This window comes from Paludifilum halophilum (genome assembly GCF_002245355.1).
GTDB lineage: Bacteria > Bacillota > Bacilli > Thermoactinomycetales > DSM-45169 > Paludifilum > Paludifilum halophilum.
This window is the reverse complement of the sequence record NZ_NOWF01000005.1, coordinates 213,141-238,798: the sequence shown is the minus strand read 5'-3', so window position 1 is coordinate 238,798 and position 25,658 is coordinate 213,141. Positions and strand designations below refer to the sequence as shown.

Annotated in this window: 29 protein-coding genes and 1 pseudogene; 10 read left to right on the top strand and 20 right to left on the bottom strand. The window is 49.5% G+C overall.

Annotation, left to right across the window (positions count from 1 at the left end; genetic code table 11):
• Positions 1-53 precede the first annotated feature (53 nt).
• Positions 54-1,241: a VanW family protein gene (locus tag CHM34_RS19830; protein WP_240511955.1), complete on the bottom strand. Its 1,188-nt coding sequence runs from the start codon at positions 1,239-1,241 to the stop codon at positions 54-56.
• A gap of 353 nt (positions 1,242-1,594) precedes the next feature.
• Between CHM34_RS19830 and CHM34_RS10000 the strand changes: the two genes are divergently transcribed.
• Together CHM34_RS10000 and CHM34_RS09995 are read left to right on the top strand one after the other, a co-directional pair.
• A complete protein-coding gene (locus CHM34_RS10000; RefSeq protein ID WP_094264456.1) occupies positions 1,595-2,923 on the top strand; it encodes a cytochrome ubiquinol oxidase subunit I in 1,329 nt (442 codons plus the stop codon).
• A gap of 15 nt (positions 2,924-2,938) precedes the next feature.
• Positions 2,939-3,955, top strand: coding sequence for a cytochrome d ubiquinol oxidase subunit II (locus CHM34_RS09995; protein ID WP_094264455.1), 1,017 nt, complete (start codon positions 2,939-2,941; stop codon positions 3,953-3,955).
• Between the two features lie 50 nt (positions 3,956-4,005).
• Here CHM34_RS09995 and CHM34_RS09990 read toward each other — a convergent pair whose 3' ends face one another.
• The 8 genes from CHM34_RS09990 to CHM34_RS18970 all read right to left on the bottom strand — a co-directional run bounded on the left by CHM34_RS09990 (position 4,006) and on the right by CHM34_RS18970 (position 8,052).
• Complete coding sequence (locus tag CHM34_RS09990; RefSeq protein ID WP_094264454.1) at positions 4,006-4,704, bottom strand: gamma-glutamyl-gamma-aminobutyrate hydrolase family protein; 699 nt, start codon at positions 4,702-4,704, stop codon at positions 4,006-4,008.
• A 116-nt stretch (positions 4,705-4,820) separates the two neighbouring features.
• Positions 4,821-5,039: a DUF378 domain-containing protein gene (locus tag CHM34_RS09985; RefSeq protein ID WP_206093787.1), complete on the bottom strand. Its 219-nt coding sequence runs from the start codon at positions 5,037-5,039 to the stop codon at positions 4,821-4,823.
• Positions 5,040-5,187: 148 nt separating this feature from the next.
• Positions 5,188-6,285 carry a flavodoxin-dependent (E)-4-hydroxy-3-methylbut-2-enyl-diphosphate synthase gene (gene ispG / locus CHM34_RS09980; RefSeq protein ID WP_094264453.1) on the bottom strand — a complete coding sequence of 366 codons (1,098 nt, stop codon included), beginning with the start codon at positions 6,283-6,285 and terminating at the stop codon, positions 5,188-5,190.
• Between the two features lie 127 nt (positions 6,286-6,412).
• Positions 6,413-6,664 carry a YkuS family protein gene (locus tag CHM34_RS09975; RefSeq protein ID WP_094264452.1) on the bottom strand — a complete coding sequence of 84 codons (252 nt, stop codon included), beginning with the start codon at positions 6,662-6,664 and terminating at the stop codon, positions 6,413-6,415.
• 56 nt (positions 6,665-6,720) lie between these two features.
• Positions 6,721-6,876, bottom strand: coding sequence for a hypothetical protein (locus tag CHM34_RS19325; RefSeq protein ID WP_169713682.1), 156 nt, complete (start codon positions 6,874-6,876; stop codon positions 6,721-6,723).
• 2 nt (positions 6,877-6,878) lie between these two features.
• On the bottom strand, positions 6,879-7,082 hold the full coding sequence (locus tag CHM34_RS09970) for a YqzE family protein (protein ID WP_094264451.1): 204 nt from the start codon (positions 7,080-7,082) through the stop codon (positions 6,879-6,881).
• A 53-nt stretch (positions 7,083-7,135) separates the two neighbouring features.
• On the bottom strand, positions 7,136-7,666 hold the full coding sequence (locus CHM34_RS09965; protein ID WP_094264450.1) for a shikimate kinase: 531 nt from the start codon (positions 7,664-7,666) through the stop codon (positions 7,136-7,138).
• Positions 7,663-8,052 carry a hypothetical protein gene (locus tag CHM34_RS18970; protein WP_141201680.1) on the bottom strand — a complete coding sequence of 130 codons (390 nt, stop codon included), beginning with the start codon at positions 8,050-8,052 and terminating at the stop codon, positions 7,663-7,665. The genes CHM34_RS09965 and CHM34_RS18970 overlap by 4 nt, the downstream gene beginning before the upstream one ends.
• Before the next feature lie 57 nt (positions 8,053-8,109).
• Here CHM34_RS18970 and CHM34_RS19825 point away from each other — a divergent pair, with 57 nt between their 5' ends.
• From CHM34_RS19825 to CHM34_RS09950, 4 genes are all read left to right on the top strand, one after another.
• A complete protein-coding gene (locus CHM34_RS19825; protein ID WP_141201679.1) occupies positions 8,110-8,598 on the top strand; it encodes a tetratricopeptide repeat protein in 489 nt (162 codons plus the stop codon).
• A 132-nt stretch (positions 8,599-8,730) separates the two neighbouring features.
• Complete coding sequence (locus CHM34_RS19315; RefSeq protein WP_169713681.1) at positions 8,731-8,895, top strand: hypothetical protein; 165 nt, start codon at positions 8,731-8,733, stop codon at positions 8,893-8,895.
• 209 nt (positions 8,896-9,104) lie between these two features.
• Positions 9,105-10,319, top strand: coding sequence for a M20 family metallopeptidase (locus tag CHM34_RS09955; RefSeq protein WP_094264449.1), 1,215 nt, complete (start codon positions 9,105-9,107; stop codon positions 10,317-10,319).
• Positions 10,320-10,584: 265 nt separating this feature from the next.
• Positions 10,585-12,036: an MDR family MFS transporter gene (locus CHM34_RS09950; protein ID WP_094264536.1), complete on the top strand. Its 1,452-nt coding sequence runs from the start codon at positions 10,585-10,587 to the stop codon at positions 12,034-12,036.
• Positions 12,037-12,237: 201 nt separating this feature from the next.
• Here the strand turns inward: CHM34_RS09950 and CHM34_RS09945 are convergent, their stop codons facing one another.
• The 9 genes and pseudogenes from CHM34_RS09945 to CHM34_RS09905 all read right to left on the bottom strand — a co-directional run bounded on the left by CHM34_RS09945 (position 12,238) and on the right by CHM34_RS09905 (position 20,873).
• A complete protein-coding gene (locus CHM34_RS09945; RefSeq protein WP_094264448.1) occupies positions 12,238-12,651 on the bottom strand; it encodes an MFS transporter in 414 nt (137 codons plus the stop codon).
• Between the two features lie 14 nt (positions 12,652-12,665).
• Positions 12,666-12,872, bottom strand: a pseudogene (locus CHM34_RS09940) (MFS transporter); the annotation flags it as partial.
• A 189-nt stretch (positions 12,873-13,061) separates the two neighbouring features.
• A complete protein-coding gene (prpB, locus tag CHM34_RS09935) occupies positions 13,062-13,979 on the bottom strand; it encodes a methylisocitrate lyase (RefSeq protein ID WP_094264446.1) in 918 nt (305 codons plus the stop codon).
• Positions 13,980-14,000: 21 nt separating this feature from the next.
• Positions 14,001-15,428: a bifunctional 2-methylcitrate dehydratase/aconitate hydratase gene (locus CHM34_RS09930; protein WP_094264445.1), complete on the bottom strand. Its 1,428-nt coding sequence runs from the start codon at positions 15,426-15,428 to the stop codon at positions 14,001-14,003.
• An 18-nt stretch (positions 15,429-15,446) separates the two neighbouring features.
• Entirely contained in the window at positions 15,447-16,928 is a 1,482-nt protein-coding gene (locus tag CHM34_RS09925; protein WP_094264535.1) for a tripartite tricarboxylate transporter permease, read from the bottom strand.
• A 52-nt stretch (positions 16,929-16,980) separates the two neighbouring features.
• On the bottom strand, positions 16,981-17,430 hold the full coding sequence (locus tag CHM34_RS09920) for a tripartite tricarboxylate transporter TctB family protein (RefSeq protein WP_094264444.1): 450 nt from the start codon (positions 17,428-17,430) through the stop codon (positions 16,981-16,983).
• A gap of 52 nt (positions 17,431-17,482) precedes the next feature.
• On the bottom strand, positions 17,483-18,454 hold the full coding sequence (locus CHM34_RS09915) for a tripartite tricarboxylate transporter substrate binding protein (RefSeq protein WP_094264443.1): 972 nt from the start codon (positions 18,452-18,454) through the stop codon (positions 17,483-17,485).
• Between the two features lie 138 nt (positions 18,455-18,592).
• On the bottom strand, positions 18,593-19,267 hold the full coding sequence (locus CHM34_RS09910; RefSeq protein WP_094264442.1) for a response regulator: 675 nt from the start codon (positions 19,265-19,267) through the stop codon (positions 18,593-18,595).
• Positions 19,268-19,280: 13 nt separating this feature from the next.
• Complete coding sequence (locus tag CHM34_RS09905) at positions 19,281-20,873, bottom strand: ATP-binding protein (RefSeq protein ID WP_094264441.1); 1,593 nt, start codon at positions 20,871-20,873, stop codon at positions 19,281-19,283.
• 395 nt (positions 20,874-21,268) lie between these two features.
• Here CHM34_RS09905 and CHM34_RS09900 point away from each other — a divergent pair, with 395 nt between their 5' ends.
• Positions 21,269-22,000 carry an arylamine N-acetyltransferase family protein gene (locus tag CHM34_RS09900; protein WP_169713680.1) on the top strand — a complete coding sequence of 244 codons (732 nt, stop codon included), beginning with the start codon at positions 21,269-21,271 and terminating at the stop codon, positions 21,998-22,000.
• Positions 22,001-22,305: 305 nt separating this feature from the next.
• Here CHM34_RS09900 and CHM34_RS19575 read toward each other — a convergent pair whose 3' ends face one another.
• Positions 22,306-22,674 (bottom strand): transposase, encoded by a 369-nt coding sequence (locus CHM34_RS19575; RefSeq protein WP_276207695.1) that lies wholly within the window; start codon positions 22,672-22,674, stop codon positions 22,306-22,308.
• 154 nt (positions 22,675-22,828) lie between these two features.
• Entirely contained in the window at positions 22,829-23,362 is a 534-nt protein-coding gene (locus CHM34_RS19570; protein WP_206093784.1) for a helix-turn-helix domain-containing protein, read from the bottom strand.
• A 33-nt stretch (positions 23,363-23,395) separates the two neighbouring features.
• Between CHM34_RS19570 and CHM34_RS09885 the strand changes: the two genes are divergently transcribed.
• The 3 genes from CHM34_RS09885 to CHM34_RS09875 all read left to right on the top strand — a co-directional run bounded on the left by CHM34_RS09885 (position 23,396) and on the right by CHM34_RS09875 (position 24,741).
• A complete protein-coding gene (locus CHM34_RS09885) occupies positions 23,396-23,698 on the top strand; it encodes an HNH endonuclease (RefSeq protein ID WP_206093783.1) in 303 nt (100 codons plus the stop codon).
• 9 nt (positions 23,699-23,707) lie between these two features.
• Complete coding sequence (locus CHM34_RS09880) at positions 23,708-24,142, top strand: SMI1/KNR4 family protein (protein ID WP_141201678.1); 435 nt, start codon at positions 23,708-23,710, stop codon at positions 24,140-24,142.
• A gap of 134 nt (positions 24,143-24,276) precedes the next feature.
• Positions 24,277-24,741, top strand: a complete 465-nt coding sequence (locus CHM34_RS09875) for a hypothetical protein (protein WP_094264436.1) — start codon at positions 24,277-24,279, stop codon at positions 24,739-24,741.
• Positions 24,742-25,658: the final 917 nt, after the last annotated feature.

Below are 25,658 nucleotides of genomic sequence, written 5' to 3'. Positions count from 1 at the left end.
AACGGTTAATATTATAGCAGAGTCAACGGATACGATCTACGAAAATTTTTCATTCATTCCGCCCTTTTCATCACCTCCTTCGAAAATCGATTCCAGGTAAATATCAGAAAAGCGCGGGAAGTCTCCATGAAAAAAGAAGCGGGCGAATCCGCCCGCTCGCTGTCCGATTCCGCCGTATCAGGTGTTTCTGAAGGAGGAAGGGGATCCCTTTTGTACTCCCTGGCCCGTTCGTTGATCGGCTGTCGTTCCTCGGGACGGGGAACCGTCTCTGTTTCCGGATCGCCGGATGGGGCGTCGGGGGTTGATTTCGGTTGATACTCAATCTCGTCGGATGCGTAGATCTCCACCGTCAACAGCCCGTGTTTCGCTTGGGCCGTTATCAGAATGGGGCGATTCAGCTGGTTCTGGAAACGAAAGTCCGGACCTCCCCAGGAAACCGTGGCATCCTTCCCGGCCGGTACGTAAGTCACTTCCTTACTGTGGCTGACCCGCTGTAAGATACGGAGTCCCGTCCGTTCCACACTGTTGAATAAGGTGGAGGATGTTTGGCAAATGCCTCCGCCGATCCCTTCCGTGTACTCGCCGCGGACAATGACTGTGGCCGGACGATAACCCCGGCTTCGGGTCCGCTTTCCCACCACCTGATTGAAAGAGAAGGTCTCCCCCACTCCGACGACATGATGATCAAGTGCCTCCGTGGAAAGTAGGAGATTATGGGTTCGATTCCGGTTTCCGGGATTGTAACGGGTCGTATAGGCGGCCAACCGCTTTTCCCGGATCCGTTTCAACATCTCTGTGGTTAAGGGAGGGCTCCAGGTCTGAGTGGGAGCGTGCAAAGGACGGTTGGTATAGGAATGAATATCATCCAGCCACCCTTCGACAACAGCCCGGTCCAGTTTTCTGCCGTTTTGATGGGGTTGAATCTCCCGATCCCGAAAGGAGGCGGATTGCGGCGACCGGTTGACCTCCTCTTCCACTCGGGATAACCATCGAAAAAACGCTCCCCGGTCCAACGTGGTCGGATCAATGCCATCGAAACCGACTTCTTTCAAATCCAGACTCCATTCCTTCCCATCATCATCCCGGAGGGTAAAGGTGGCGGGACCGACGTCTGATTCGCCCAATCGGACCAGGTTGTCCCGTTGAGGTTCCGACTGTCTCGCATCCTCTGCAGGTGGTCGCTGGGAGGTACATCCACAGAAAAAAAGCAGTACACACAGGTGAACGGATAAAATTCTCAAGCTCTCACCCCCTCTCTTGCCACCATAGTTTGTGTTAAAAGAGAGGGGGATACACCCATCCGGTATGGTTCAACCGTTTCCAGATCAACCCGTGCGGATATTCCTCGGACTCTCCCGGACACCGGGCTCGGCTTCCGTTTTCCTTGCATTCAGGGTAATACAATCCCCTTTATTTGACCATAGAACTTTTTTCGGATTTACATGTGAAGTTTTGCACAAATCGTGACAAGTTGATGAGCATTTTTTGAATGGATCTTGATGATTTGATGAATCCTCACTTTGTGTACTTTATCACAAACTAAAAGAAGGTATGATGAAATTGTACAGAGAGAACCCATCGGGAGGGGAAACCTATGGACCCGGCGACACTCAGTCGAATATTAACTGCGGAAACACTGGCCTTCCATATCATCTGGGCAACCATCGGTGTAGGTGTTCCCATATTCATCTGCATCGCGGAAGGCTGGGGAATCTATAAAAAAGACCCTCATTATATCCTGATGGCCCGCCGCTGGACCCGGGGCTTCGTCATTACCGTGGCTGTCGGTGTGGTGACGGGAACTTCCATCGGGTTGATGCTCAGCCTGTTATGGCCCCAGTTCATGCAACTAGTCGGCCATTTGATCAGCCTACCTCTGTTTTTGGAGACCTTCGCTTTCTTCTTCGAGGCCATTTTTTTAGGGATCTATCTCTATACGTGGGACCGTTTTAAAAAGCCGGTGTACCACTGGCTCACGTCGATTCCGATCATCATCGGTTCCTCCTTGTCCGCCGTGTTTATCACGACCGTCAATGCCTTTATGAACACACCGGCCGGATTTGAGATGACGAAAGAGGGCGAACTGACCAATCTCCGCCCGCTGGAAGCCATGTTCAACCCGGCGGCTCCTTCCAAGATCGCCCATGTCCTTTCCTCGGCCTATGTCACTTGCGCCTTCTTATTGGCGGCAATCGCGGCTTATCACCTTTTGAAGGGAAAGCGGAACGTTTATTTCAAAAAAGCGATCAAACTGACCATGGTCTCCGGATTGGTCATGGCCTTGCTGACAGCTGTAGCCGGCGACCTTTCCGGAAAGTTCTTGGCCGAACATGTACCGGAAAAATTGGCTGCCGCGGAATGGCATTTTGAAACGCAGAAGGAGGCCCCGCTCATTCTTGGAGGGTATCTAGATGAGAACCAGGAAGTGCAAGGGGCGATCAAGATCCCCTTCGCTTTAAGTATTTTGGGTAAGGGCCACCCCAATGCCGAAATCACCGGATTAAACGAATTTCCCGAGGACGAGCGGCCACCCCTGTACATCCACTACCTCTTTGACGGGATGGTGGCGATCGGCACTTACTTGATCCTCATCTCGGCTCTCTTTTTGATCCTGTTATGGCGAAAGAAAAAAGCCGCCTGGAATCCTTGGATATTGCGGGGAATCCTCATCGGTGCCCCCCTTTCCTTTGCAGCCATTGAGATGGGATGGATTTATGCGGAGGTGGGTCGGCAACCCTGGATTATCCGGGGAATCATGAAAGTGGAACATGCCGCCACCACCGCAGATCATGTGGGAGTATTGCTGTTTCTCTTTTCGCTCCTGTATATCGCCTTGGCTGTGATCGCCACGTCTGTGTTGATCCGCCTTTTCCGCAATAACAGTCCCGAACAGGAACTGGAAGAACGCGGCATCATCCTCTGAAGGAGGCGGAGTTCCTTGCAACTGGAATTAATCGGAATCACGATCCTGTGGACCTTTCTCTACGGTTATCTCATTGTCGCCTCCATTGACTTTGGAGCCGGTTTTTTCTCTTATTACAGCTTGTTGACCCGGCAGGAACACATTATCAACGGGGTGATCAACCGATACTTGTCCCCTGTCTGGGAAGTGACCAATGTCTTCCTTGTTTTCTTTTTCGTCGGGATCGTCGGTTTCTTCCCGGATACCGCCTACTATTACGGAACGGCTCTTCTCCTTCCCGGTGGAATTGCCCTTTTGCTTTTGTCTATCCGGGGTTCCTTTTACGCCTTTGCCAATTACGGTGCCCGAAAAAGCCGGACGTACCTGTTTCTCTACGGAATGACCGGGCTGTTCATTCCGGCTTCCCTGTCTACCGTCCTTACGATTTCCGAGGGCGGGTTCATCGAAAAAAGAGGGGAGGAAGTTCATTTCCTCCCCTGGGAGCTGTTGACCAGCCCCTATTCCTGGGCAGTGGTGCTATTAGCCATCGTCAGTGTGTTGTTTATCAGCGCCAGCTTTCTAACCTATTACGCCTTCAAGGCGGGGGACAAGAAAGCCATGGAAGTTCTGCGCACATACGCGCTTTCCTGGAGCGGGCCGACGATCTTATCCAGTCTGTTCGTCTTTGCCGCTCTGTCCCAGCATAACATGCAGCATTTTGAAAATATGTTCGGCCTGGCCTGGATGTTTTTGCTTTCCCTAGTCTGCTTCCTGGGAGCGATTATCCTGATTTGGCGGCGGCGGGCATTAGGTTGGTCCTTCGTTCTGGTCATGCTTCAGTTCGCTTTCGCCTTTTATGGATACGGAATCTCCCACATGCCTTATCTTTTGTATCCCTATGTAACGGTACAGTCCGCCCTGACCCATTCCACGATGGGGTGGGCGCTGGTCATCTCTTTTATCGCCGGGTTACTGCTCCTGATTCCTTCCCTGTTCCTTCTGATGCGCCTGTTTCTTTTCAGCGCCAAATATGTCCGGGGGGAACCAAAATGAAAAGGCCGGGTTCCGTTCAAAGCACTGCGGAGGTATCCCCGCAGTGCTTTTTACTGTCGGCAGGCGGCTACCAATGAGGTGAACAACTGACGGGCGACGGAATCGGAGGGCATATTCTCCGGGTGCCACTGAACCCCCATCACAAAGGGATGATGCAAGCTCTCGAAGGCTTCGATCACCCCGTCGGAAGCGGTAGCGGAAACCATGAACCCGTCAGCCAGGCGCCTCACTGCCTGATGATGAAAACTGTTCACCCGGTATTCGGATCCGCCCACCATGGCATGAAGACGTGTATCCTCCTTGACGTGCACGGAATGGGAAGGATGGGAACGGGGGGCTTTTTGGGCATGTTGCAACCCTTTTTCCCGTTGGGCGTTCAAATCCTGGTACATATCGCCTCCCGCCGCGATATTGAGAATCTGACATCCCCGGCAAACAGCCAGGATCGGTTTTCCTGCCTCCATCATTTTCCGGGATAGAGCGATCTCCATCCGATCCCGCTCCGGCTCCACCGGTCCCAACCCCGGAATGGGCTCTTCACCGAACAGGCCGGGATCGATATCATCCCCTCCAGTCAACAATAAACCGTCGATCCGGTCCGCAGTCGCTTGCAGTTGTTCCGGCACCAGAGTATACGGCAGCATCAACGGTATACCCCCGGCGCGAAAAACTGCGTCGGTATGGTCCCGATTGAGAGCCATCACGCTTTCTTCCCGGGTGGAAACCGTAACACCGATAGCAGGAAACATCCCCTCTCCCCCTTTTTATCAACGTTCTTTTTTTTATATTCAGAATGAAGTGCTGGGTTGAGTTTACCACACGGCGGTAAACAAAAACACCGGGAAGTCCCGGTGTCATGAACGAATCACTCAGCATTTTCAGCAGGGGTTCGGTTTTCAAACAAGAACCTGATGGAGTAGAGACCCGCCAAGCCGACCAAGGCATAGATGAGTCGACTCAGTCCGGAAGATTCGCGGATCGTCTCCCCGCCGAACAGGGATGCTACCAGATCCCACTGAAACAGCCCGATCAACAACCAGTTCAATGCGCCGACAATAACCAAAATCAAAGCTACTCGAGACAATCTAAACCCTCCTTTTTCCGTTCGATCAACCATAGTATGCAAGTCCGCAGTCCCGTCTATCCATGTTCCAAACAAAAACCCGTGTTTCAACAACAAAGAGGACGACCGAATCGATTCGATCGCCCTCCGTAAAAGATATTGTGGAAAATCATGCCTCTTGCTTTTCCAGTTCTTCTTTCCGTTTATATTCCTCAGCCAATTTATCGATCTCTTTTTTCAGTTCCTCCACCATCTTATCTTCCGGAACCTTGCGGATGGTTTTTCCGTGGCGGAACAACAAACCTTCTCCCCGGCCGCCAGCGATTCCGATATCGGCTTCCTTGGCTTCGCCGGGGCCGTTAACGGCGCATCCGAGTACGGATACCTTAATCGGCGCATTGATGTTGGAGATGTACTCCTCCACCTCATTGGCGATGCTGATCAGATCGATTTCAATTCGTCCGCAAGTAGGACAGGATACCAGGGTTGCCGCATTGGCCGCCAACCCGAAACTCTTCAGCAGTTCCCGACCCACTTTGACCTCTTCCACCGGGTCGGCGCTCAAGGAGATGCGCATCGTGGAGCCGATCCCCCGGGACAGGATGGCACCCATTCCTGCGGAGCTTTTCACCGTACCGGAAAACAGGGTCCCGGACTCGGTAATCCCCAAATGGAGGGGATACGGGATCACTTCCGCCGCTTTGGTGTAGGCTTCAATCGCCAAGGACACGTCAGAGGCCTTCAGTGAGACAATGATATCGTGAAAGTCCAGATCTTCCAGAATTCCGATGTGGTACAGGGCGCTTTCCACCATGCCTTCAGCGGTGGGGTAACCGTACTTTTCCAAAATCCGTTTTTCCAGGGATCCGGCGTTCACACCGATTCGCATGGGAATGCCCCGTTCCTTGGCCGCTTTAACGACTTCCTCCACCTTTTCCCTTTTGCCGATGTTTCCGGGATTGATCCGAATCTTGTCGATACCGCCTTCGATAGCCTTTAAAGCCAACCGGTGATCGAAGTGAATGTCGGCAACCAGCGGCACATTGATTTCCTTTTTAATGTGCGGGATCGCTTCCGCCGCCCGCATGTCGGGACAGGCGACACGGACGATCTGGCAACCCGCTTCCTCCAACCGGTTGATCTCTTCCACTGTCGCTTTTATATCATGGGTCTTCGTCGTGGTCATACTCTGGATGACGACTTGGTCATTACCGCCGATTTGGATATTTCCTACCCTCACCGGACGGGTTTGAGTGCGATGATACATCTATATCGCCCCTTAATCGCATAAAGGTACTTCTGCACGTATGTGGTCTATTATATAACATTTTGATGGCGTAAAAAAGGAGCCTTTTCGAAGCCAGGCTCCTTAACCGTAAAATTTAACACTCTCTTCACTGAATGTTAACACGTTGCCGCACAGCTCGGTGCACTTCTTCCGGACTCATCCCGTCCGCGTTAATCACTGAAATGTCCGCAGCGATATCCGCCATCCCCATGACGTCCTTGTCCCCCCCGGAAATGACACAGCAGCCGCAGTTTTGCAGCTGATCAGCTGCCAAATCGACCACTTCATACCCTTGGCCCTCCAAATAATGGCGCACGGGTTGTAAACCTTCTTCGACGGCAATACGCTGTTTTGACAATGTGAACCCTCCTGTGTTCGATTCCAAAGGCTACGGATCATCAACAGTCCTGACCCTCAGTTGTCTTCGTCTTCCTGCACATATGCGATGAGAGCGACCCGCCCCTTCAGCAGGCGGTTCAGCTCTTGTTCCGTTTGGGTGATTCTCTCCATGACATCAGACCGATTCTTCAGGTTAACCAATTCAAACGACTCTCCATGGTGTTTTTCCATGGCTACGGCTGGCTCCTTAAGAAACGGTTTTTCTGACGTTTAGCGAACATCTTCATACCGAAGGGAACCATTCCGAACCAGCGGTGAGACCAGCGCGGGCGTTGTTCCTTTCGCAATTCCCGCACTTCCTTTCTCTTCTCCTTGGGCATATCCATATACTTGACCATCTGTTGTACCAAATATTTAATGTAATCCTGAGAAGACATCGGGACCACCTCCCTGTCTCTAGGATAACCAGCCGGAAATGCTTTAAACCCCCTTATCCCCTGGAAAGACGACGCCATTGCAGGATGATGCGGGATGCTGTTTCCTGAGGCGATTCTCCAGTCGTATCCAGCTTCACGTCAGCGAAATCATACAGGGATTCCCGTTCACGCTTGAGATGAACAATCCGGCGGCGAAGGTCGCCTTGAAGCAGAGGCCGGGACTGATCCCCTTGAAGCCGTTGATACAGTTCTTCTGCCGAAGCCTCTAAAGCCGCAACCCAACCCGCTTGAGCCATAAGTCGCCGATTTTCTTCACGCAAGACGATTCCGCCTCCGGTCGTTACGATTCGGGGCGAATATTGCAATACGTCCCTCAGGACGCGAGTTTCTCGATTCCGAAACCCGGCTTCCCCCTCCTCACGAAACAATGTTGGAATGGATTGCTTCGCCATTCGCTCCACGGCTTCATCTGTATCTGTGAGCGGCCGTTTTAACTCTTCGGCGAGAATACGCCCCACCGTTGTCTTCCCGGTACCCATCAACCCGATTAACAGGATGTGCTTTCCGATCCGATCATGATTCATCGCTTCAGCCCTCCATGGAAGTGCAATGCCGGATGAAACAGGTGTATGGAGCCTCCACACCCGTCGTCCCGGTTGAACGTGTGAAAAGAAACCGTTTGGGGTACGTTCATCATAGCACGTTGAAAAGGAGGATGTTTATGTCCAAAGTCGGGCAACCCATGATGTCTTTTGACCTTCCGGACTTGCAAGGAAACCGCATAACTGGGGAAAGATACAAGGGAAAGAAAGTATTCCTTTTTATGTGGGCTTCCTGGTGACAATGCCGGGAACAACTGCCAGGTTGGCAGAAATTTTGGGAACAAGTCGGAACGGATCATTTCGAAATTATTTCCATTGCTGTCGATGTCAAGGGGGCGGAAGCTGTTCGTCCCTTCGCTCAAAATCATTCCTTTACCACCCTCATCGACTCCGAAAATGTCATCGCCGGATGGTTCGGCTTTAAAATGGTACCCAACGGCATCTTTATCGACGAAGACGGAATCATTCGGATGGCGGAAGAACGGTTTCGTGTCGATCATCCCGATCACACCGAAGCGGTTCGGGCATTGGCCCTGGGGGACAAGAGGAGCCGAATCCTCGACGAGAGAGCTTCCGAAACACCGGATGAATCTGCTCTCTTAAAACAACTGTTGGCAGACACCAAGATGAAGCTGGCACAAAAGTATGTCGACGAGCAGAAAACAGAAAAGGCGTTGCAGGAGCTGGATGAAGCGCTCCGGCTCGACCCGGATAATTTTGTGATCCGAAAGCAGCGCTGGTATCTCCGCTATCCAGAAAGGTTTAACCCGACGATCGATTTCGAATGGCAACGGGAACAATTGAACCGGGAAAAGAAAGCGGAAGCCGCCCTTTCCCAAGATTCCGTCTGCGGGCCGGACGATTGTATCATTCCGGCCTCCACCATGAATCAAGAGAGGGATGAACAGGGATGACGACGCAAAAAATCATCGTTTATTCGGACTATCTGTGACCCTTTTGCATGATCGGGAAAGCCCCTCTCGACCAGTTGGTTGAGCAATCGAAGTGGAATGGAAAGCATTTGAATTAAAACCGGAGGGGGTGAAATGCCCCCGAAACCCCTAAAATACATGGAACAGGTGAAAGCTCACGTTAAAGCCCTATCCCGTCAGTACGGAATCCCGATGGAGTGGAACACCAAGACTCAACATTCCCGGCGGGCCCATGAAGGGGCCAAATTCCCCATTGTACGGATTCCCTTACATTTTTGAAAACTTAATATTGGTACATCTATAAATATCCTTTTTATTGTGGAAACATCACAGCGCTTCTACAAACCTCTTTCCGTCCGGCAAAGGGATCGGGACCGTTTTAGTCGAAATGGTATATGATGGACGCAAAAACAAGCTTTGATGGTGGCCAAAAACCATTCAAAGGGGCTTCACCCTTTTTCGACTTCCATGGGAAGGAGTGGCATCCGATGAACGAAACCCTGCTAAACCAAGAAATCGCGGATCTGCAGGACCAGGTGATCTCCTGGCGCAGGCACCTGCACCAACACCCGGAACTCTCTTTTCAAGAGGTACAAACCGCCCAATTTGTCTACGACACACTGAGTACCTTCGGCGGATTGGGGCTTTCCCGTCCGACGCGGACCAGTGTAGTCGCCCGACTCCGGGGAAACCATCCGGGACGGGTCATCGCCCTTCGAGCGGATATGGACGCCCTCCCGATTCAGGAAGAAAACACCTTCGACTTTGCTTCTCAAAACTCGGGGGTTATGCACGCTTGCGGCCATGATGGACATACGTCGATGTTGTTGGCTGTAGCGAAGCTGTTGGCGAGTCGCAAGGATGAACTCTGTGGGGAGATCCGGTTTATCTTTCAACACGCGGAGGAATTACCTCCGGGAGGAGCGGCGGAACTGGTGGACGCCGGCATAATGGACAACGTGGACCATGTGATCGGGACCCATCTTTGGTCCCCCCTGGACACCGGAAAAACCGGCATCACCTACGGACCGACGATGGCCGGAATTGATACCTATGAAATCACGATCCTGGGTAAAGGCGGACACGCCGGTCTGCCCCACGAAACCGTAGACAGTATCGCTGTCGGTTCCCAAGTGGTCACCAACCTCCAACACATCGTCTCCCGTAACACCGATCCTCTTTCTTCCGCCGTTATCTCCGTCACCAAATTTCTCGGCGGAAATACACACAATATCATACCAGGATCGGTCCAAATCGAGGGAACCGTCCGTACCCTGGACAACGAACGACGGAAACAGATCCCCTCCTTGATGGAACGGATCATCCGAGGGATCACGGAAGCCCATAACGCCGAATATCGCTGGAAATATCATTACGGTTACGATCCGGTGGTCAACGATGAAAAGGTGGCCCGGATCGTGGAAGAAACTGCCCGGGAAGTGCTGGGAAAAGAGTCCCCGGTCCGACTGAAACCCAACATGGGAGGAGAGGATTTTTCCGCTTACCAGAAGCGATCACCGGGGACCTTCTTCTTCACCGGTGCCCGCAATGAAGAAAAAGGGATCACCTATCCCCATCACCACCCCCGCTTTACCATCGATGAAGCCGCTCTGGAAAACGGCATCAAAATGCTCGTATACACGGCACTGAAATTATCGAAAAAGGAAGCGAAAAAGCCTTCGTCCAACTCCGCCGCCGGATAAAGCGATTCGGGCTCCGATCCTCCTCTAATGGTTATATCATCCCTAGACGGAACAACATAACTATGATATCTTAAAGTATAAATTTATCAGCGGAAAGATCGTTTCCAACCTCTATCGGGCGGCTGCAGGAAATAAGCGGCCATGGAAACGATAAGAAGTAACCCGCATGCTTTCCGGCGGGTTACTTCTTTTTGAAAAAGATTTCGGAAAAAACATCACACCTCCCAACCAACAGGGTCAAGGAACTTTGCAAAGGAGACTGATCATGAGCCAAACAAATACCTCCTGGGATTTACCGCCCAAGGAAAAAGCGGCAATGATTGCAGCCTTGTTGACGGGCGCGTTCATGGGAATTATCAATGAAACGCTTTTAGCTACGGCCCTTCCATCCATCCAACATGCTTTTTTCATCTCTCAAAGCGAAGTACAATGGCTGACCACAGCCTTTTTGATGACGAATGGGATTATGATTCCGATTTCAGCATTTTTGATTGAGCGATTTACAACCCGGGGGCTATTTCTCACAGCCATCGGATTATTCGGCGCTGGAACAGTCATATCGGCGATTGCTCCTGTCTTTGCGGTGCTCCTAGTGGGTCGTATTGTACAGGCAACCGGTTCCGGAATCATGCTCCCCCTGTTAATGACGGTTTTATTGGCTATTATTTCTGTAGAAAAACGAGGAACAGCCATGGGAATGATCGGGATTGTGATCGCTTTTGGCCCGGCGATCGGTCCGACTCTGTCCGGCTGGCTCCTCGCACACTTTTCATGGCGCGCTCTCTTCCTCACGGTGATTCCGATTGTGGCGATCACGATCATCGTTGCAGCCCGCTTTTTAAAAAATGTAACGGAACTCCGCAAACCCAAAATTGATCTCTTATCGATTCTCCTATCCTCTGTTGGGTTCGGAGCTTTCTTGTATGGATTCAGCATTGCATCGGAGATTGGGTGGGGCAGTCGGATCGTCCTCGGCTCAATCATTATAGGAACCATCGTTATCGGCTTCTTCATCTGGAGGCAATTACAACTGGAAACCCCTATGCTGGATTTTCGCGTGTTTCAGTTTCCGATCTTTACGTTGGCCATTTCCATTACCATGGCTGTCCTGATTTCCTTGATCGGTGCTGAAACACTTCTGCCGCTGTTTATGCAAAATGTTTTAGGTTATACTCCGTTGGAATCCGGACTCATGCTTCTTCCAGGTGCCATCGTCATCGGTGCCATGTCCCCGATCACCGGGCGGCTGTTTGATCGGTACGGTGCGAAATGGCTGGCTTTGATCGGCCTTGCCATTGTAACTATCACGACGTTTTTATTTACCAACTTGTCCCTCCAAACCTCGTTTACCTATTTAACTCTTATTTATGCAGTGCGTATGTTCGGTCTATCCTTTTCTCTGATGCCTGTGATGACATCAGCCCTGAACCAACTGCCTCCCAAGTGGTATTCACACGGATCGGCAATGGCCAACACCCTGCAACAGATTTCCGCTTCCATCGGAACCGCCATATTGGTAACACTGGTGGCTATGGGAGCGCAAAACTATCATCCGGATGCTTCCGCTTCACCGGAAGCGATCCCAAAACTGGCGCAGATCACCGGTTTCCAGTGGGCATTTATGGGAAGTACCATTCTTGCATCGATTGCATTCCTCTTGTCCCTTCTCCTTCCTCCCCCCAAAAAAGAAAAAGAACACGTTGCGAAAATATCGTAGCCAGTATACGATTTCGAGGATGGCCAGTGGCACAAACCCATAAGAACGATGAAACAGCAAAACGCCGACTCTGTCTCTAGCAGGGCGGCGTTTTTATCGATTTCATCTTTCACCGGAATAATTTATCGAGTATTCCCTCTTCCTCCTCGTCTTCCGCATTTGATTCATCTTACTCATTCCTTGGCTCATCCTTTTGTTGATTCACTTCCTGGTGATTGTGTGAAGAGGCCTTCTCTCTCGAACCCTCCGAAGGAGAAGAGTCCCTGGATGGAGTTGAGTCGGTTTCTTTTTCATAAAGAAGGAGAGGATGGCCCCGCAGAAGGCTAGAACCGCGGCGACCATAAAAGCCATATTCACCCCGTGGATCCCGGCTTCCGTCGATGTCGGCGAAGGTGCCGCCGCAGCACCATGGGTCATGACCGTCACAAGCATCGCGGTGCCGATGGATCCTGCGATTTGTCGCATCGTGCTTCCCATGGCGGTTCTGTGAGGGATCAACTGGGTGGATAACTGGTTCAGCCCCGCTGTAGTGACCGGCATCATCACCATGGAAATACCGAGCATTCGGATCATGTAGACAACCAGGATATAGGTAAAGGTGGTATCGACTGTCAATCAGGTAAACATAAAATGGGAATCATAATACCGTTTACAAGCATAAATACAGTGGTCAACCATTGCGCGGTATTTGCGGTGATATTTAAATCATCCATAATCGGGGGAATGGCTGTAGTTAATAAGGTCTGATTCAAAATAGCCACGAATGCCCCGATCAATAAAACCGCCACGACGGGTGCCATTTTCAAATCGCTTCTATTTGCTATTTCCCGGGTCATGAAAGAACATCCTTTTCGCCTGTATTCTATGGGATGATTCTAAGTCAATCGATAAAAATAATTGATCATCAAATATTTGATGATCAAAGGATCTCAAGAAAACTAAGGAATGAGGCTTTCTGTCAATTGCACTCCATCATGTGACTGAAGAATCCATTTCAGTCATAAGGTTTGGCTCTCTCTCGGGAATCACTCTTCTTTCCCAATCTCAGGAAAGACCGTTTTAGCGATTTTTTGATCCAAGTTTTCATAGGCATCATATTGAATGGCCTCATACAGGTCTTTCCGGGTTTGCATGTCGTTGAGCCTGTCCTTTTGCGTCCCCTGATCGCGAATGTCCGAGAAAACCCGTTCATACGCTTTGGCGGCGGCGCGGAGGGACGTCACCGGATAAATCACCATACTGAAACCGAAGGCCTCAAAATCGTTGGCTTTAAAATAAGGGGTTTTGCCAAACTCCGTCATGTTGGCCAGGAGTGGAGCATCGACGGATCGACCCATCTGTGTAAACTCTTCTTCCGTCGTCAACGCTTCGGGAAAAATGGCATCCGCCCCTGCTTCCGCATAACGGTTGGCGCGCTCGATGGCGCGATCCATCCCTTCGACGGCTTTTGCATCCGTTCGGGCGATCACAAGGAGCGAAGGTGCGATTTCTTTGATCGTTTCGATTTTTTGGATCATCTCATCCGGAGAAATCAGTTTTTTTCCATTCAGATGGCCGCATTTTTTCGGCATGGACTGATCTTCGATCTGTACGGCGGCAACACGAGCTTCCACCATCTCTTTCGCCGTCCGTGCCACATTTAAGATCCCGCCGAATCCCGTGTCAATGTCGACGAGAAGCGGCAGATTGGCCGCCCGAACGAGATCCCGGGCCCGGGCGGCCATCTCTTCGGAATGGATAAGACCCAGGTCCGGAAGGCCGCGGCTGGCCGTATAGGCGGCGCCTGACAGGTATAAGGCTTCAAACCCGACTTGTTTGGCGACCAATGCGGCCATACCGTCGTGAGTACCGGGTATTTTTAAAATTTTTCTTTCTTTGATCCCTGTTTTCAATGCTTCGGCGAGTCGTGGTTGACTCGTTTGTTCATGGACGAGCCAGGACATGGGGCAGCCTCCTTTCCCGTTTCAGATGACAAACTGTTCCATGAATCGGTTGACACTCGTCGCTTTCAACCTCGCTTCATCCTGGCACAGATTCAAAATTTGATCGACCTGCTTGGCGGGAAATCGCGTCCTTACATGGTTTTCAAATTTTTTCAGCAACAGCGGAAGGCCTTCCTCTCTCCGGCGACGATGACCGATCGGATACTGCCGCTCGATTTTTTCCGTCCGGGTCCCGTCTTTGAAAAAGACTTGCAGGGCATTGGCGATAGAACGTTTCTCCGGATCGAGATAATCCCGGCTGTATTGCGGGTCTTCGATCACTTCCATCTTTTCTCTGAGGCGATCGATGCGCGGATCCCGAGCCTTCTCGTCTTCGTAGTGATCGGCAGTCAACGTACCGTCAATCAAGCTGACGGCTGTAATATATTGCAGACAGTGGTCACGGTCGGCCGGATTGTGAAGGGGACCCGTCTTGTCAATAATACGGATGGCCGACTCATGGGTGGTAATCGTCACTCGATCGATCTCTTCCAATCGATCCACCACTTCCCTGTGAAGTTCCATTCCGCATTCGGCGGCGGTTTGCGCATGAAATTCCGCCGGATAAGCGACCTTGAACAACACGTTTTCAATCACGTAGGAACCCAGCTCCCGCGCCAGCTTCAGTTCTTTTCCCCTGAAAAGGACATCCTGGAATCCCCATTGCGGTGCGGATAAAGCCGTCTTATACCCCATTTCTCCTTTGAGGGCCATCATGGCGAAACGGACAGCACGACTCGTCGCGTCAGCCGCCGCCCAGGATTTCCTCGACCCGGCATTCGGGGCGTGACGGTAGGTGCGCAGGCTGGCACTGTCGATCCATGCATGGGAGAGGGCATGAACGACTTCTTCTTTCGTTCCTCCCAGCATCGCGGTGACCACAGCAGTGGAAGCGACCTTAACAAACAATACATGGTCAAGGCCCTGTCGGTTCAAACTGTTTTCCAGCGACAAAACCCCTTGGATTTCGTGGGCTTTCACGATCGCTTCCAGCACCTCTTCCATTTTGAGCGCCTCTTCTCCTTCCGCCATTCGCTTGCGGCTCAAATAATCCGCCACGGCCAAAATACCGCCGAGGTTATCGGAAGGATGCCCCCATTCCGCCGCCAGCCACGTGTCGTTATAGTCGAGCCAGCGTATCATACAGCCGATGTTAAAAGCACCGTGAACGGGATCCAGTTCGAAGGGCGTCCCGGGAACCCGGACGCCGTAGGGAACAATGGTCCCCGGGACGATCGGGCCGAGGTGTTTGGTGCATTCCGGGTAACGAAGAGCCAGGATTCCACAGCCCAGTGCATCCATTAAGACATAACGGGCGGTTCGGATCGCCTCTTGACTCGTTATTTTCCGGTTGACGGCGTATTCGGCAATCTCCGTCAACAGTGGATCGATGGTTTGCCGTTGCGACATATCGGTTCTTCCCTCCGGTTACATGTCCCATTCTTTATGCTGTGTTCTCATCTTTTTCCTTTTAATCCCATTGACGATTAACGGGTAGCAAACCGACAAAATCGTCAAACCGATTAACGCGATACAGATCGGTGAAGCGAAAAAGATATCGAGGCCTCCATCAGAAGCGACAAGGCTTTTTCTGAAGTTTTGTTCCATATCCCCTCCGACGATTAAAGCCAGAATCAACGGAGCGATCGGAAACTTCAACATTTTCATAAACAAGCCGATAACCCCGAAGATCATCAAAAGATAGAAATCGACGATACTGTAATTCAAGGTAAAGGTCCCGATAAAGGCTAAAACCAAAATGAGAGGATAAAGAACCTTCGGCGGAGTATCCAATATTTTGACAAACAATCCGACCAATAAAATATTGATCATGACGAGCAGGATATTTCCGATAAACATGCTATTGACCAGGCTCCAGACCATATTCGGATCATTTTCGAATAGAAGCGGGCCCGGTTTGACACCCAACATGATCACCGCACCGAGCATGACAGCAGTCGTCCCGGAACCCGGAATCCCCATCGTCAACAGCGGAATCATGGCCCCGACGGAAGCGGCGTTATTGGCCGATTCGGGAGCGGCGACACCTTCGATCGCCCCCTTGCCGAACTGATCCGATCGCTTGGACAATTGCCTCTCCGTGGTATAACTGAGCATGGAAGCGATCGAACCGCCGGCTCCGGGTAACACGCCGATGAGGAACCCTAACGGGCCGCTTCGTATCATCGGCCATTTGGACCGTTTCCACTGCTCTTTTGTAATCCATTTTTCCCCGACTCTTTTTTTCTTGCCGAGGGGTTTGTCGATGGATAAATAATTGTAGAGCACTTCTCCCACCGCATAGATCCCGATAATCACGACAAGGAAGTCGATCCCTTCACTCAATTGGGGCAGACCGAATGTAAAACGGTAAACCCCGCTCTGAAGGTCGATGCCGACGGTGCTCAACAATAAGCCGACGGACATCGAAATGAAGCCCTTGGTCATATTCCCCATCGACAGGGATACGATGGCCGACAGAGTGAACAGCATTAACAGGAAATACTCCGCCGGACCGAATTTTAAAGCAAAATCCGCCAGAGGAGCGGCTAATAAGACAAACCCGACAACCGCGATCAGCCCGCCGATCAAGGAAGCGATAGCCGACATGGCCAGCGCCTGGCCGGCCTGTCCTTTCTTGGCCATCGGATAGCCGTCAAAGGTAGCCGCAATCGCCGACCCGTCACCGGGTGTATTCAATAAAATCGAACTTCTCGAACCCCCGTACATGGCCCCGGAATAAATCGCGACCATCATGATTAACGCCGTCGTGGGATCCATTCCGAAGGTGATCGGGATCAGGACGGCAACCGCCGTAGCGGGCCCGAGACCCGGCAGCATGCCCACGACTGTACCGAGAAACCCGCCGAATGCGAGCCATAGGAGGTTCGTCGGTTGGAGTGCTGTCATCAATCCGTCAACCAGGCTTTGAATGTCCACTCCCAAGATGTTCACCCCCCCTTTAAGGCAAACTGATATTCAACAAGTGGCTGAAGGCATACCATGAAGCCAACGAAAAAAGGAGCGCCACGACGATATTGACCAGCCAACGACTTTTTCCGTTGACGAGAAACAAGAGCGCCCCCAAAAACAGGATCGTCGAGACCAAAAAACCCAAGTGAAAGAAGACGAGAGCATAGATCAACCCCAATACGAGGGTGGAAACGATCAATACCGGTGTTCTTCCGGCCTTCAACCGTTTCAATGGCTCATCCTCTTTCCGCTTTGCCCTCCATTCCCGGATCAGATAGATGACGCTAACGATCAACAGAAAGATGCTGATGACAGCCGGAAAGTAGATGGGAGCATTCGGGTCTCCCATCTTCGCTTTCGGCAGATTGAACGTTGCGATCAAAAATCCGATGCTGACGAAGATAAAAAAAACGGGCATCAACAGGCGGGTAGAGATCATCATTTCCCCCTCACAATCAATGGATCCTGACAAGAGGACCCATTGTTCCCTTTTATTCTGTTAAACCGGAATCATTGAGCAGATCTTTGTACATTTCATTTTGTTCTTGCAAGAACTTCTTTGTCTCGCTGCTGTTTTTATAGTAGGCTTCCCATTCATTGTTTTGCAGGATTTCTTTCCAGGCTTCGGTCTTAACCATCTCACTGATTTTTTCATCCCAGAAGGCTATTTCTTCTTCGCTCATATCAGGAGGTCCCATAATTCCTCTCCAATGAGGAAACGACATGTCCACCCCTTCTTCTTTCCAGGTCGGTACTTTTTCCAACCCTTCCAATCGTTCTTTCGAAGAAACAGCCAAAATCTTTACTTTTCCCGCTTTGTATTGCTCTTTCGCCTCGGAAACGGACATGGTGGCCGCATCAATATGGTTCCCCAGCAAAGCCGTGGCGACATCTCCCCCGCTTTCGTATACGAGAAAGTCCAGTTTCGGTACTTCAACACCATAGGTTTTGGCCGCCTGGACAAAGGATAGGTGGTCATCATTACCAAGTCCCGGTGCGACGCCGAGCTTTAGTGATTTCGGATCTTTTTTCAGCTTCGTCATCAGATCTTCAGCCTTTTCGATATCCGAATCCTTCGGAACGACAACCGCTTCCCACTCCGTCGCTAAAATGGCAATCGGGGTAAAATCGTCGTATGTCAGATCGCTTTGTCCCAATAAGTTGTTGGTAATCAGCAAGCTGGAATTGACAGCCAGTGTATGAGCATCTTTGTTTTTGAGGTATTTCCATCCCACTTCCCCGCTGCCACCCGGTTTGTTCACGATATTGATCGGCTTTTTGACAATGCCTTCGTCATCCAACGTTTTCTGCATCGCACGGGCGGTCGTATCCCAGCCGCCGCCGGGTGAAGCCGGAGCCACAAATTCAATGTTTTTCACCGGAAAAGATGATCCTCCCGCGTTCGGTGAAGTACAAGCGGTCAGCGTGAGTAAAAGAGAAGCCGCTAACAGGAATTTTTTCAATTGACTCACCCCTCCGATCCCATTGAAAAATTTGATGATTGATTCAGTTTAATCCCATTGTATAGGCTCAGCTTCCCTTTGTAACCGTTTTCAAAATAAGTTGTTTTTCGTTTTTAAAATGCATTTTGTTCATTTTGTTCAAGACAGACGGTATTTGCGCTCGGGTCGCCCGACAATCCCGTATTCGAGCTCAGCGTTTCCTTCACCGATCGATACCAGATATTCCAAATACCTTCTTGCCGTCGTCCGGGAAGCACCCATTTGTTCCCCTATCTCTTCGGCGGCCATTCCGCCTTCGGTGCTTCTCAAAATATTCTTGACCTTTTTGAGGGTCAACGGGTCAATTCCCTTGGGCAGGGCCTGTTTTTCCGCAAACTCCGGCTGTGTCTTTGCAAAATAGTCATCGACAACGCTCTGATCCAGCTTTTCGCGCCCTTCGAGAAGCTGTTTTTTTCGAATATAATTCTTGATCGTTTCGATAAACCGATCCACGGTCACCGGCTTAATCAGGTAATGAAAAACCCCGCTCCGAATCGATTCCTGCAATAAAGCTTTATCGGTTCCCGCTGTAATCATGATCAGGTCGACATCCGGATGACGGGTCCGGATTTTCGGCAATAAATCCGTCCCCAGTTCGTCAGGCAGATAAATATCCAATAACAGCAAATCAACCGATTGCTGTTCCAGAAGTTCCAATGTTTCCTCGGCATTTCGCGCTTTCCCCGCCACTCGCACTCCTTCCACTTTTAATAAAAATTCTTCGTGAATCGCCGCTACTCTGAAATCGTCTTCGGCAATCGCGACATGAATCATATGGAACCTCCTTTTACAGGGGGATGTGAAGGTCTTTCGGTAAATAGACGGTAAAAATGGCACCCCCGCCCTTTGGACTGTTCACTTCAATCATTCCGTTCAAATCTTCCACAGCCTGTTTGACATTGGCCAAACCGTAACCTCTGTTTTTGCTTCCCTTCATAGAAAAGCCTTTCTCAAAAATCACATTGAACCGGTCTTCCGGGATACCGCTTCCATTGTCAGACACTTCAAAAACGACGTCATTGCCCACATCTGTCGCGAAAAAAGAGATTTCCCCATTCTCTTGACGGCCGACGGCTTCCATCGCATTGTCGATCAGATTGCCGATAATCGTAACCAACTGGGATAGCTCGATATGCTCCGGGAGCGATTCCAGGGAACTGTTGCTATCGATGATGAAATCCACTTTCTTTTCGGAGGCTTTACCGATTTTCCCAAGCAGGACAGCCTGGACTTTCGCATCCTCGATTTGCTGGAATAAAATGCGGTTTTGCGACTCATGCCGCTCGGTTTCAGATTGAATCATTTCGATCGCCTCTTCATAACGGCCCAACTGAAGCAATCCGGACAATACATACAGCTTGTTGGTAAATTCGTGAGTCTGAGCCCGCAAATCTTCCGAGTATTTCCGGACCTCGGAAAGAGTATTCACCATCTCTTTGATTTCCGTTTTGTCACGAAAGCTGGATACAACACCCACCGTCCGTCCCTTTTCCAGGATCGGCATGCGATTGACGATAAGAACCCTGTCGTGAATAACCAATTCCTGATCATTCTCGGTCTGTCCCGTTTCCAATACCCGGAGCATTTTTGAATGAGGCAGAACCTCTTGAATCGGCCGATGGATGCAGTCTTCCGACAGGCCGAGCATATTCCGCGCCGAGGCATTCATCATCGTCACCAATCCCTTTTCATCAATGGCCGCGATCCCTTCTTTGACCGACTTCAGGATCGCGCTTCTTTCCCGGAACAAAGAAGCAATTTCATGCGGTTCCAGCCCCAGCGTATCCTTTCGGATACTTTTGGTCAGGAGAATCCCGCCCCCGATTCCCAACAATAATACGATCGAAGAAAACAAACTGATCTTAACGATGGCATGGTAAATACTCGATTGAATTTTGTCTTTTAAAAATCCAACGGAGACCACGCCGATCACTCGGCCATGGTCACCGATGACAGGAGCCTTTCCCCACCATACCGTTCCCAGCTCCCCCGTCGTTTCCAGATTGTAATAACCTCCGAACACAATCGCTTTATAATTGTACTTGAGAAATGCATCTCTCCCGATCTCCGGCTGGTCTGTGTAGCGTACGCCATCACGGTTGGCAACCACGACCACATCCGCTCCCACCTGATCCCCTACCTTTTGGGCGATCGGTTGGATCTCACCGGAAGGATTCTGTTGATGGAAAGCCTTTTTGACGGTAGGCATAAAGGAGATCGTTTTTGCCGTCTGTAAAGCCAATTGTTTCATTTGCATCTCTGTACCCCGCGATTCGAGATAGGCAAAGATCGCTGTCAAACTGAGAATGACAAAGAGAATCAATGAGAGGATCAGTCCCAAAATCTTGGTTTGCAACGAAACTTTAAAAAATGATTTCATCTCCCTCCCCCCTTTAAGTCATAAATTTGTCGAAATTCGTTGTCCTTTCAATATATCAAATAAGCAAAAAAGGATGCCTGCCAAAAATAGAAAAACAAAATCCCGAAAAGCGCACAATATCCTGTGATGGCGTCCTCCACCGAGAGGGAATGATCGAGCGCCCGATCGGAAAAGCCTGCCATCTCGGCAGGCTCTTCCCTGGGACATATCGATTTGGGAAAGCATGCTATAATAGCATAAGAGGAACTTCAGGGAAACGGATCTCACTCCCACTGAAATGTAATCCATAAAGTCATAACGAAACGCGGAATCCTCCATGCTTACAGGGGTGATGGATCGTGAATCCGTTCACTGATAAATTCTTGGAACGTATTCAATACCAAGGAAGTCCAAACGTGACATTTGCGGATTTACCGGCTCTCCAGTTTCAGTTCGCCAAGACGGTGCCTTTTGAGAATATCGATATTATGGTCCAAAAAAATGAGGATCTGACCCTTGAAAACATAAGAAAAAAAATCATCGACCAAAAACGCGGCGGTGTTTGCTATGAACTGAATCCGCTCTTTTATTCCTTCCTGAAACAACAAGGCTTTGATGTCCGCATGGTGGCCGCCACCATCGTTCATGACCAGGACCATCACGATTTAGTCGGAACGCATATCACCACCCTGCTGACTCAGGAAGAGAACCGATACATCGTGGACGTGGGTTTCGGTGGTAACCACGCATTGCAACCCATTCCCATGACCGGGGAAACCGTGACTTCTTTGACCGGCGAGTACCGGATTCGAGAAGTTCAGACACCGTTCGGAGAGTATGCTATGCAAAAATACCGCGATGGAAAATTGGATATTCAATATATCTTCTCGACCGAGCCCATTGATGAGGCCCATTTAAACATGGCAAAAGATCGGATCACCGATCACACCGATTCCCCCTTTAACAAATCCGTTTTGTTGAACAAACTGACGGATGATGGATCCATCACCTTGACAAACCAATCTTTTACGATCACGAGAAACAACAGAAAAACCCGGCAAGAGGTGGATCGGGATCTGTTTAAACAGTTGTGCGAGCACCGTTTCGGAATCCCTATGACGGAAAAAATGCTTCAACTTTTGGTTTGATCGATGAGCCGAATGTCGACTTTTTAAGATGAATTCTATTTCCGGTCAACTCGTTTTTCGGAACCCGGGGGGCAACATCACTTTCTTGTCCAATTGTTTCATCACCCGTGTAAAAAGACGCATCCATAAAAAAGAGCGAGACCATGTATCGGCAGCTCCGGCCACTTCTCCTAACAAATGAATTTGAAAAAAACCAATTGCCAACAGGGAAGCTTGTGCTTCCTGAACTTGCAATTGAAGAAAAGCTCAGTTCGGAGGCTTAAAAATTGTCTTCGTCCTCTTCTTCTGACTCTCCTAGTACCCCTTCAGGCAACTTTGATCTTGTTTTGCTCTCTTAAGATCGCTGCATGCCGTTTGTTCTTGTTTCGCCATCGTATGTATTCCTGAATCGCCTTCATCAGCTCACCGTGGAAGGAGTAGTTACTCCCTTCCAGAACAAACTTGCGAAGCGGGACAAAATGGCATTCAATCCGGTTTAACCAGGAAGCATAAGTGGGTGTATAGACCCACTTCACATGGTTTTCCTTCGCCCATGCTTTGACCTTTCTGTGGTGGTGAGGAGAAAAGTTATCCAGCACGATATACAGGCGTTCGCTCCGATGATAACGGCGACGCAACACCTGCAGAAAACTAAGCACATCTTGATGTCGCTTGTTTTTTTGTTGTGGGCATATAGTTTATCCGTTTTGAGATCCAAAGCGGCAAACAAATGGCGCACCCCGTGCTTTCGCGTGTAAGTGGCAGGCAAGCGGTTCGCTTTCTTCTGTGGAAACCAGCCTTTCCCGGCATACGGTCGAATGGAAAGGGGTCCGAACTCGTCAACACAAATCACCCGTCCATCTTTGGGCGGGTTTTCGTAGAGCTGTTCGGTTCGTTTTTTTTCGCGTGAAATTCAGGGTCATTGGATTCTTTCCACGTTTTCGTATGTTGATAGGTGATGTTGGCTTCGTCCAGAATGCAGCGGATCGTTTCAATACTAATGGATCGGACAATTCTCTTTTTCTCGACGATCTCTTTGAGTTTGGGAAGGGACCAACTCGTAAAAGGCATCCCCAGTGCCTTGGGCGGTATTTGCGCCAGTTCGATGATGTCCACACGTTGTTCGGGGGTAAACGTTCGTGGGCGACCGCCGCCATGACAGGGATGGAGCGATTTCATACCTTCCTTATTAAACCGATGAATCAACCGTCGAATGTGATCCTCAGACATGTGATAGAGCCGAGCTATATGGGGAACCGTCATCTTTTGCGCGGATGCCAAAATGACCATCGCCCGTCGGACTTTTACCGGATAAGAGCCTTTTCGAATGATATGTTTTAATTGATTGCCTTCTTTAGTGGTCAAGTCTCGAACGTAAATCACTACGATCACCTCATCCATCCATTCGATTATGAGGTGACATTTTCCTTCGACATTTTCCGACCTACATTCGTTGAAGGGGCACTAGATTCTGACTATAGACAATTCAAAGAGTCTACTCGGCAACTAAAAGAAGAATTTAATAAAAACCCCACACTTAAAAGTAAATTTAATGAAGAGCAATTAGCCATTGAAAAAGAGGAAGATCGGATTCCTGGATTCACTTGGCATCATCATCAGGAAGAAGGTAAAATGCAATTAGTACCAACCAATATCCACTCCAGAACAGGACATACTGGTGGTAGAGATATTTGGGGAGGAGGAAACAACTACAGGTAGGTGTTTGAGATGGATTGGCGTTACACCAAGCCCGTAAAACCAGAACGTATTCAAGAGGTAGAAACTGAATTAAATGTTCGGTTTCCGAATTCCTTTGTTGAATGTGTCAAAAAAAACAATGCTGGACGCCCAAACGCTATTTTGTTTGACTTAGGAAATGATAAAGAAAAAGTCTTTGGGAATTTGTTTGATTTCAATGATAGCGAATATGGGCTTTCAATTCTTGAAGCCTATGAATCTCTGGTGGATGAACATGAGGCTCCTAAAGAGTTAATCCCTTTTGCCGATGATCCTGCAGGTAATTTTATCTGCTTTGATTACCGATCTATAAATAATGGAGAACCAGCTGTTGTCTTCTTTTATCATGAACGAGATGAAGATAATATACGTAGAATTAGTAACTCCTTTGAAGACTTCATTAACAAGCTTTACGAACCTAAATAACATTGAAGGCTGGTAAAGCTCCGGCCTTTTTTCTTTGAGGAATAGAAGGTTATGTAGGTCCCCTTAGTATATTATACACGAGGACATTGTTAAGCAAAGTACCCATGGATCTAACGATAAATGGAGGGCAACCCGTGGAAGAACAAGATAAGCAAAAACTTATCCAAGCAATGGATCATAAAAAGGAAGAAGTACTAAGTATATTCCAAAGGATACTTTCTACCGATTTCCTTGATGATGTAAACATGATTCTGTTCCATACAGAAGAAATTTATGACGATGGTTTTGGATATTCGATCCACACTCAAGAGGATATTGATGAGGAAGCCCCCTCATATTATGATGAGCAAGGAAATCCTGTATACGATGATATAGGCCCTGGATCAATAAATTTCACGATAACGTTGGATATGAAAGCAGTATCTGATAGAGAAGAAGTCCCTCACTACTTTAGAGTAGCCAAAAAATTATTTGCAGAATGGCTTCATGATCGGTGGAAAGAAGCTGGTGGGGAAAACTCCCCCGTTGAATTTGCTCTTACTTACCAAGAGGATTATCCAGACTACTACGATTTAAGAACCTTAGAACATAACGACTAAAATCGTAGCACCCAAAACCCATCCCAAAGGGATGGGTATTTTTCGTTTTGATCCTCCATTGCAATTTTAAACGGATCAACCCATTTTTGATTTTTGGCCCTCCAAGTTAAATGCAAATGCTGGAATTACTTTTCAGTGTTGCATTGGAATTTGAAGTTTGGTCGATTCAAAATCCATGGTACACAAAGGAGTTTTTTATTTCCCTTAAACTTTGGCGGCCATAGATTCTGGGGTAAACAAAAAGTCAAACAGGGAGGATAATTCAACAAGTGTTTCCCCATCCAGCTCCACCCGCACCGTCTCTTTTTCCCTTAGCGACCGAGCGGAACCGAATATTTCCTTTTACAAGCTCACCAGTTTAGCCAAGGTATCAGAAAAAATCTCGAAGAAAGTCAGCTGGCGCGTAGACTGCGAAGTGTTCCCGTATTTCCCGGGTATGAAAATCTTGGTCACCCGAAAGAATGATATCCGGTTGAGCAAGGACAACAGATGCTAAGATGGGTTTATCCGTGGTCACGAATCGGCGGGATCGGAAAGTCAAAATGCTTCGGTGTATAAATGAGTTCAAAGTCCATGTGGCTCACACACCGCCTGAGCTTCCGGAAACCGCTCTCCGACGATCCGAAATACCTCGTCGATGGAATAACTACAAATAAGGAGATGGTGATGATCCAGTAAGAACTTGATGCACTTTCGGGATACGGATCCGAGCTGGATGACAGCAGAAATGAGCACATTCGTTTCTACGAACACGCGGAATCTATTTTTCGTACCGCTCTTCCGGCCAGCTAAACACATAAAAAAACACACCCCTCCGCCCTCTCGTTAGCGCTGGCGGGGTGTTTCGCATTATCCGAGGCCACCGGCGCCTTTGCCGCGTCCCTGGACCGATATTAGCGCCCTGGTGTCTCATTTAG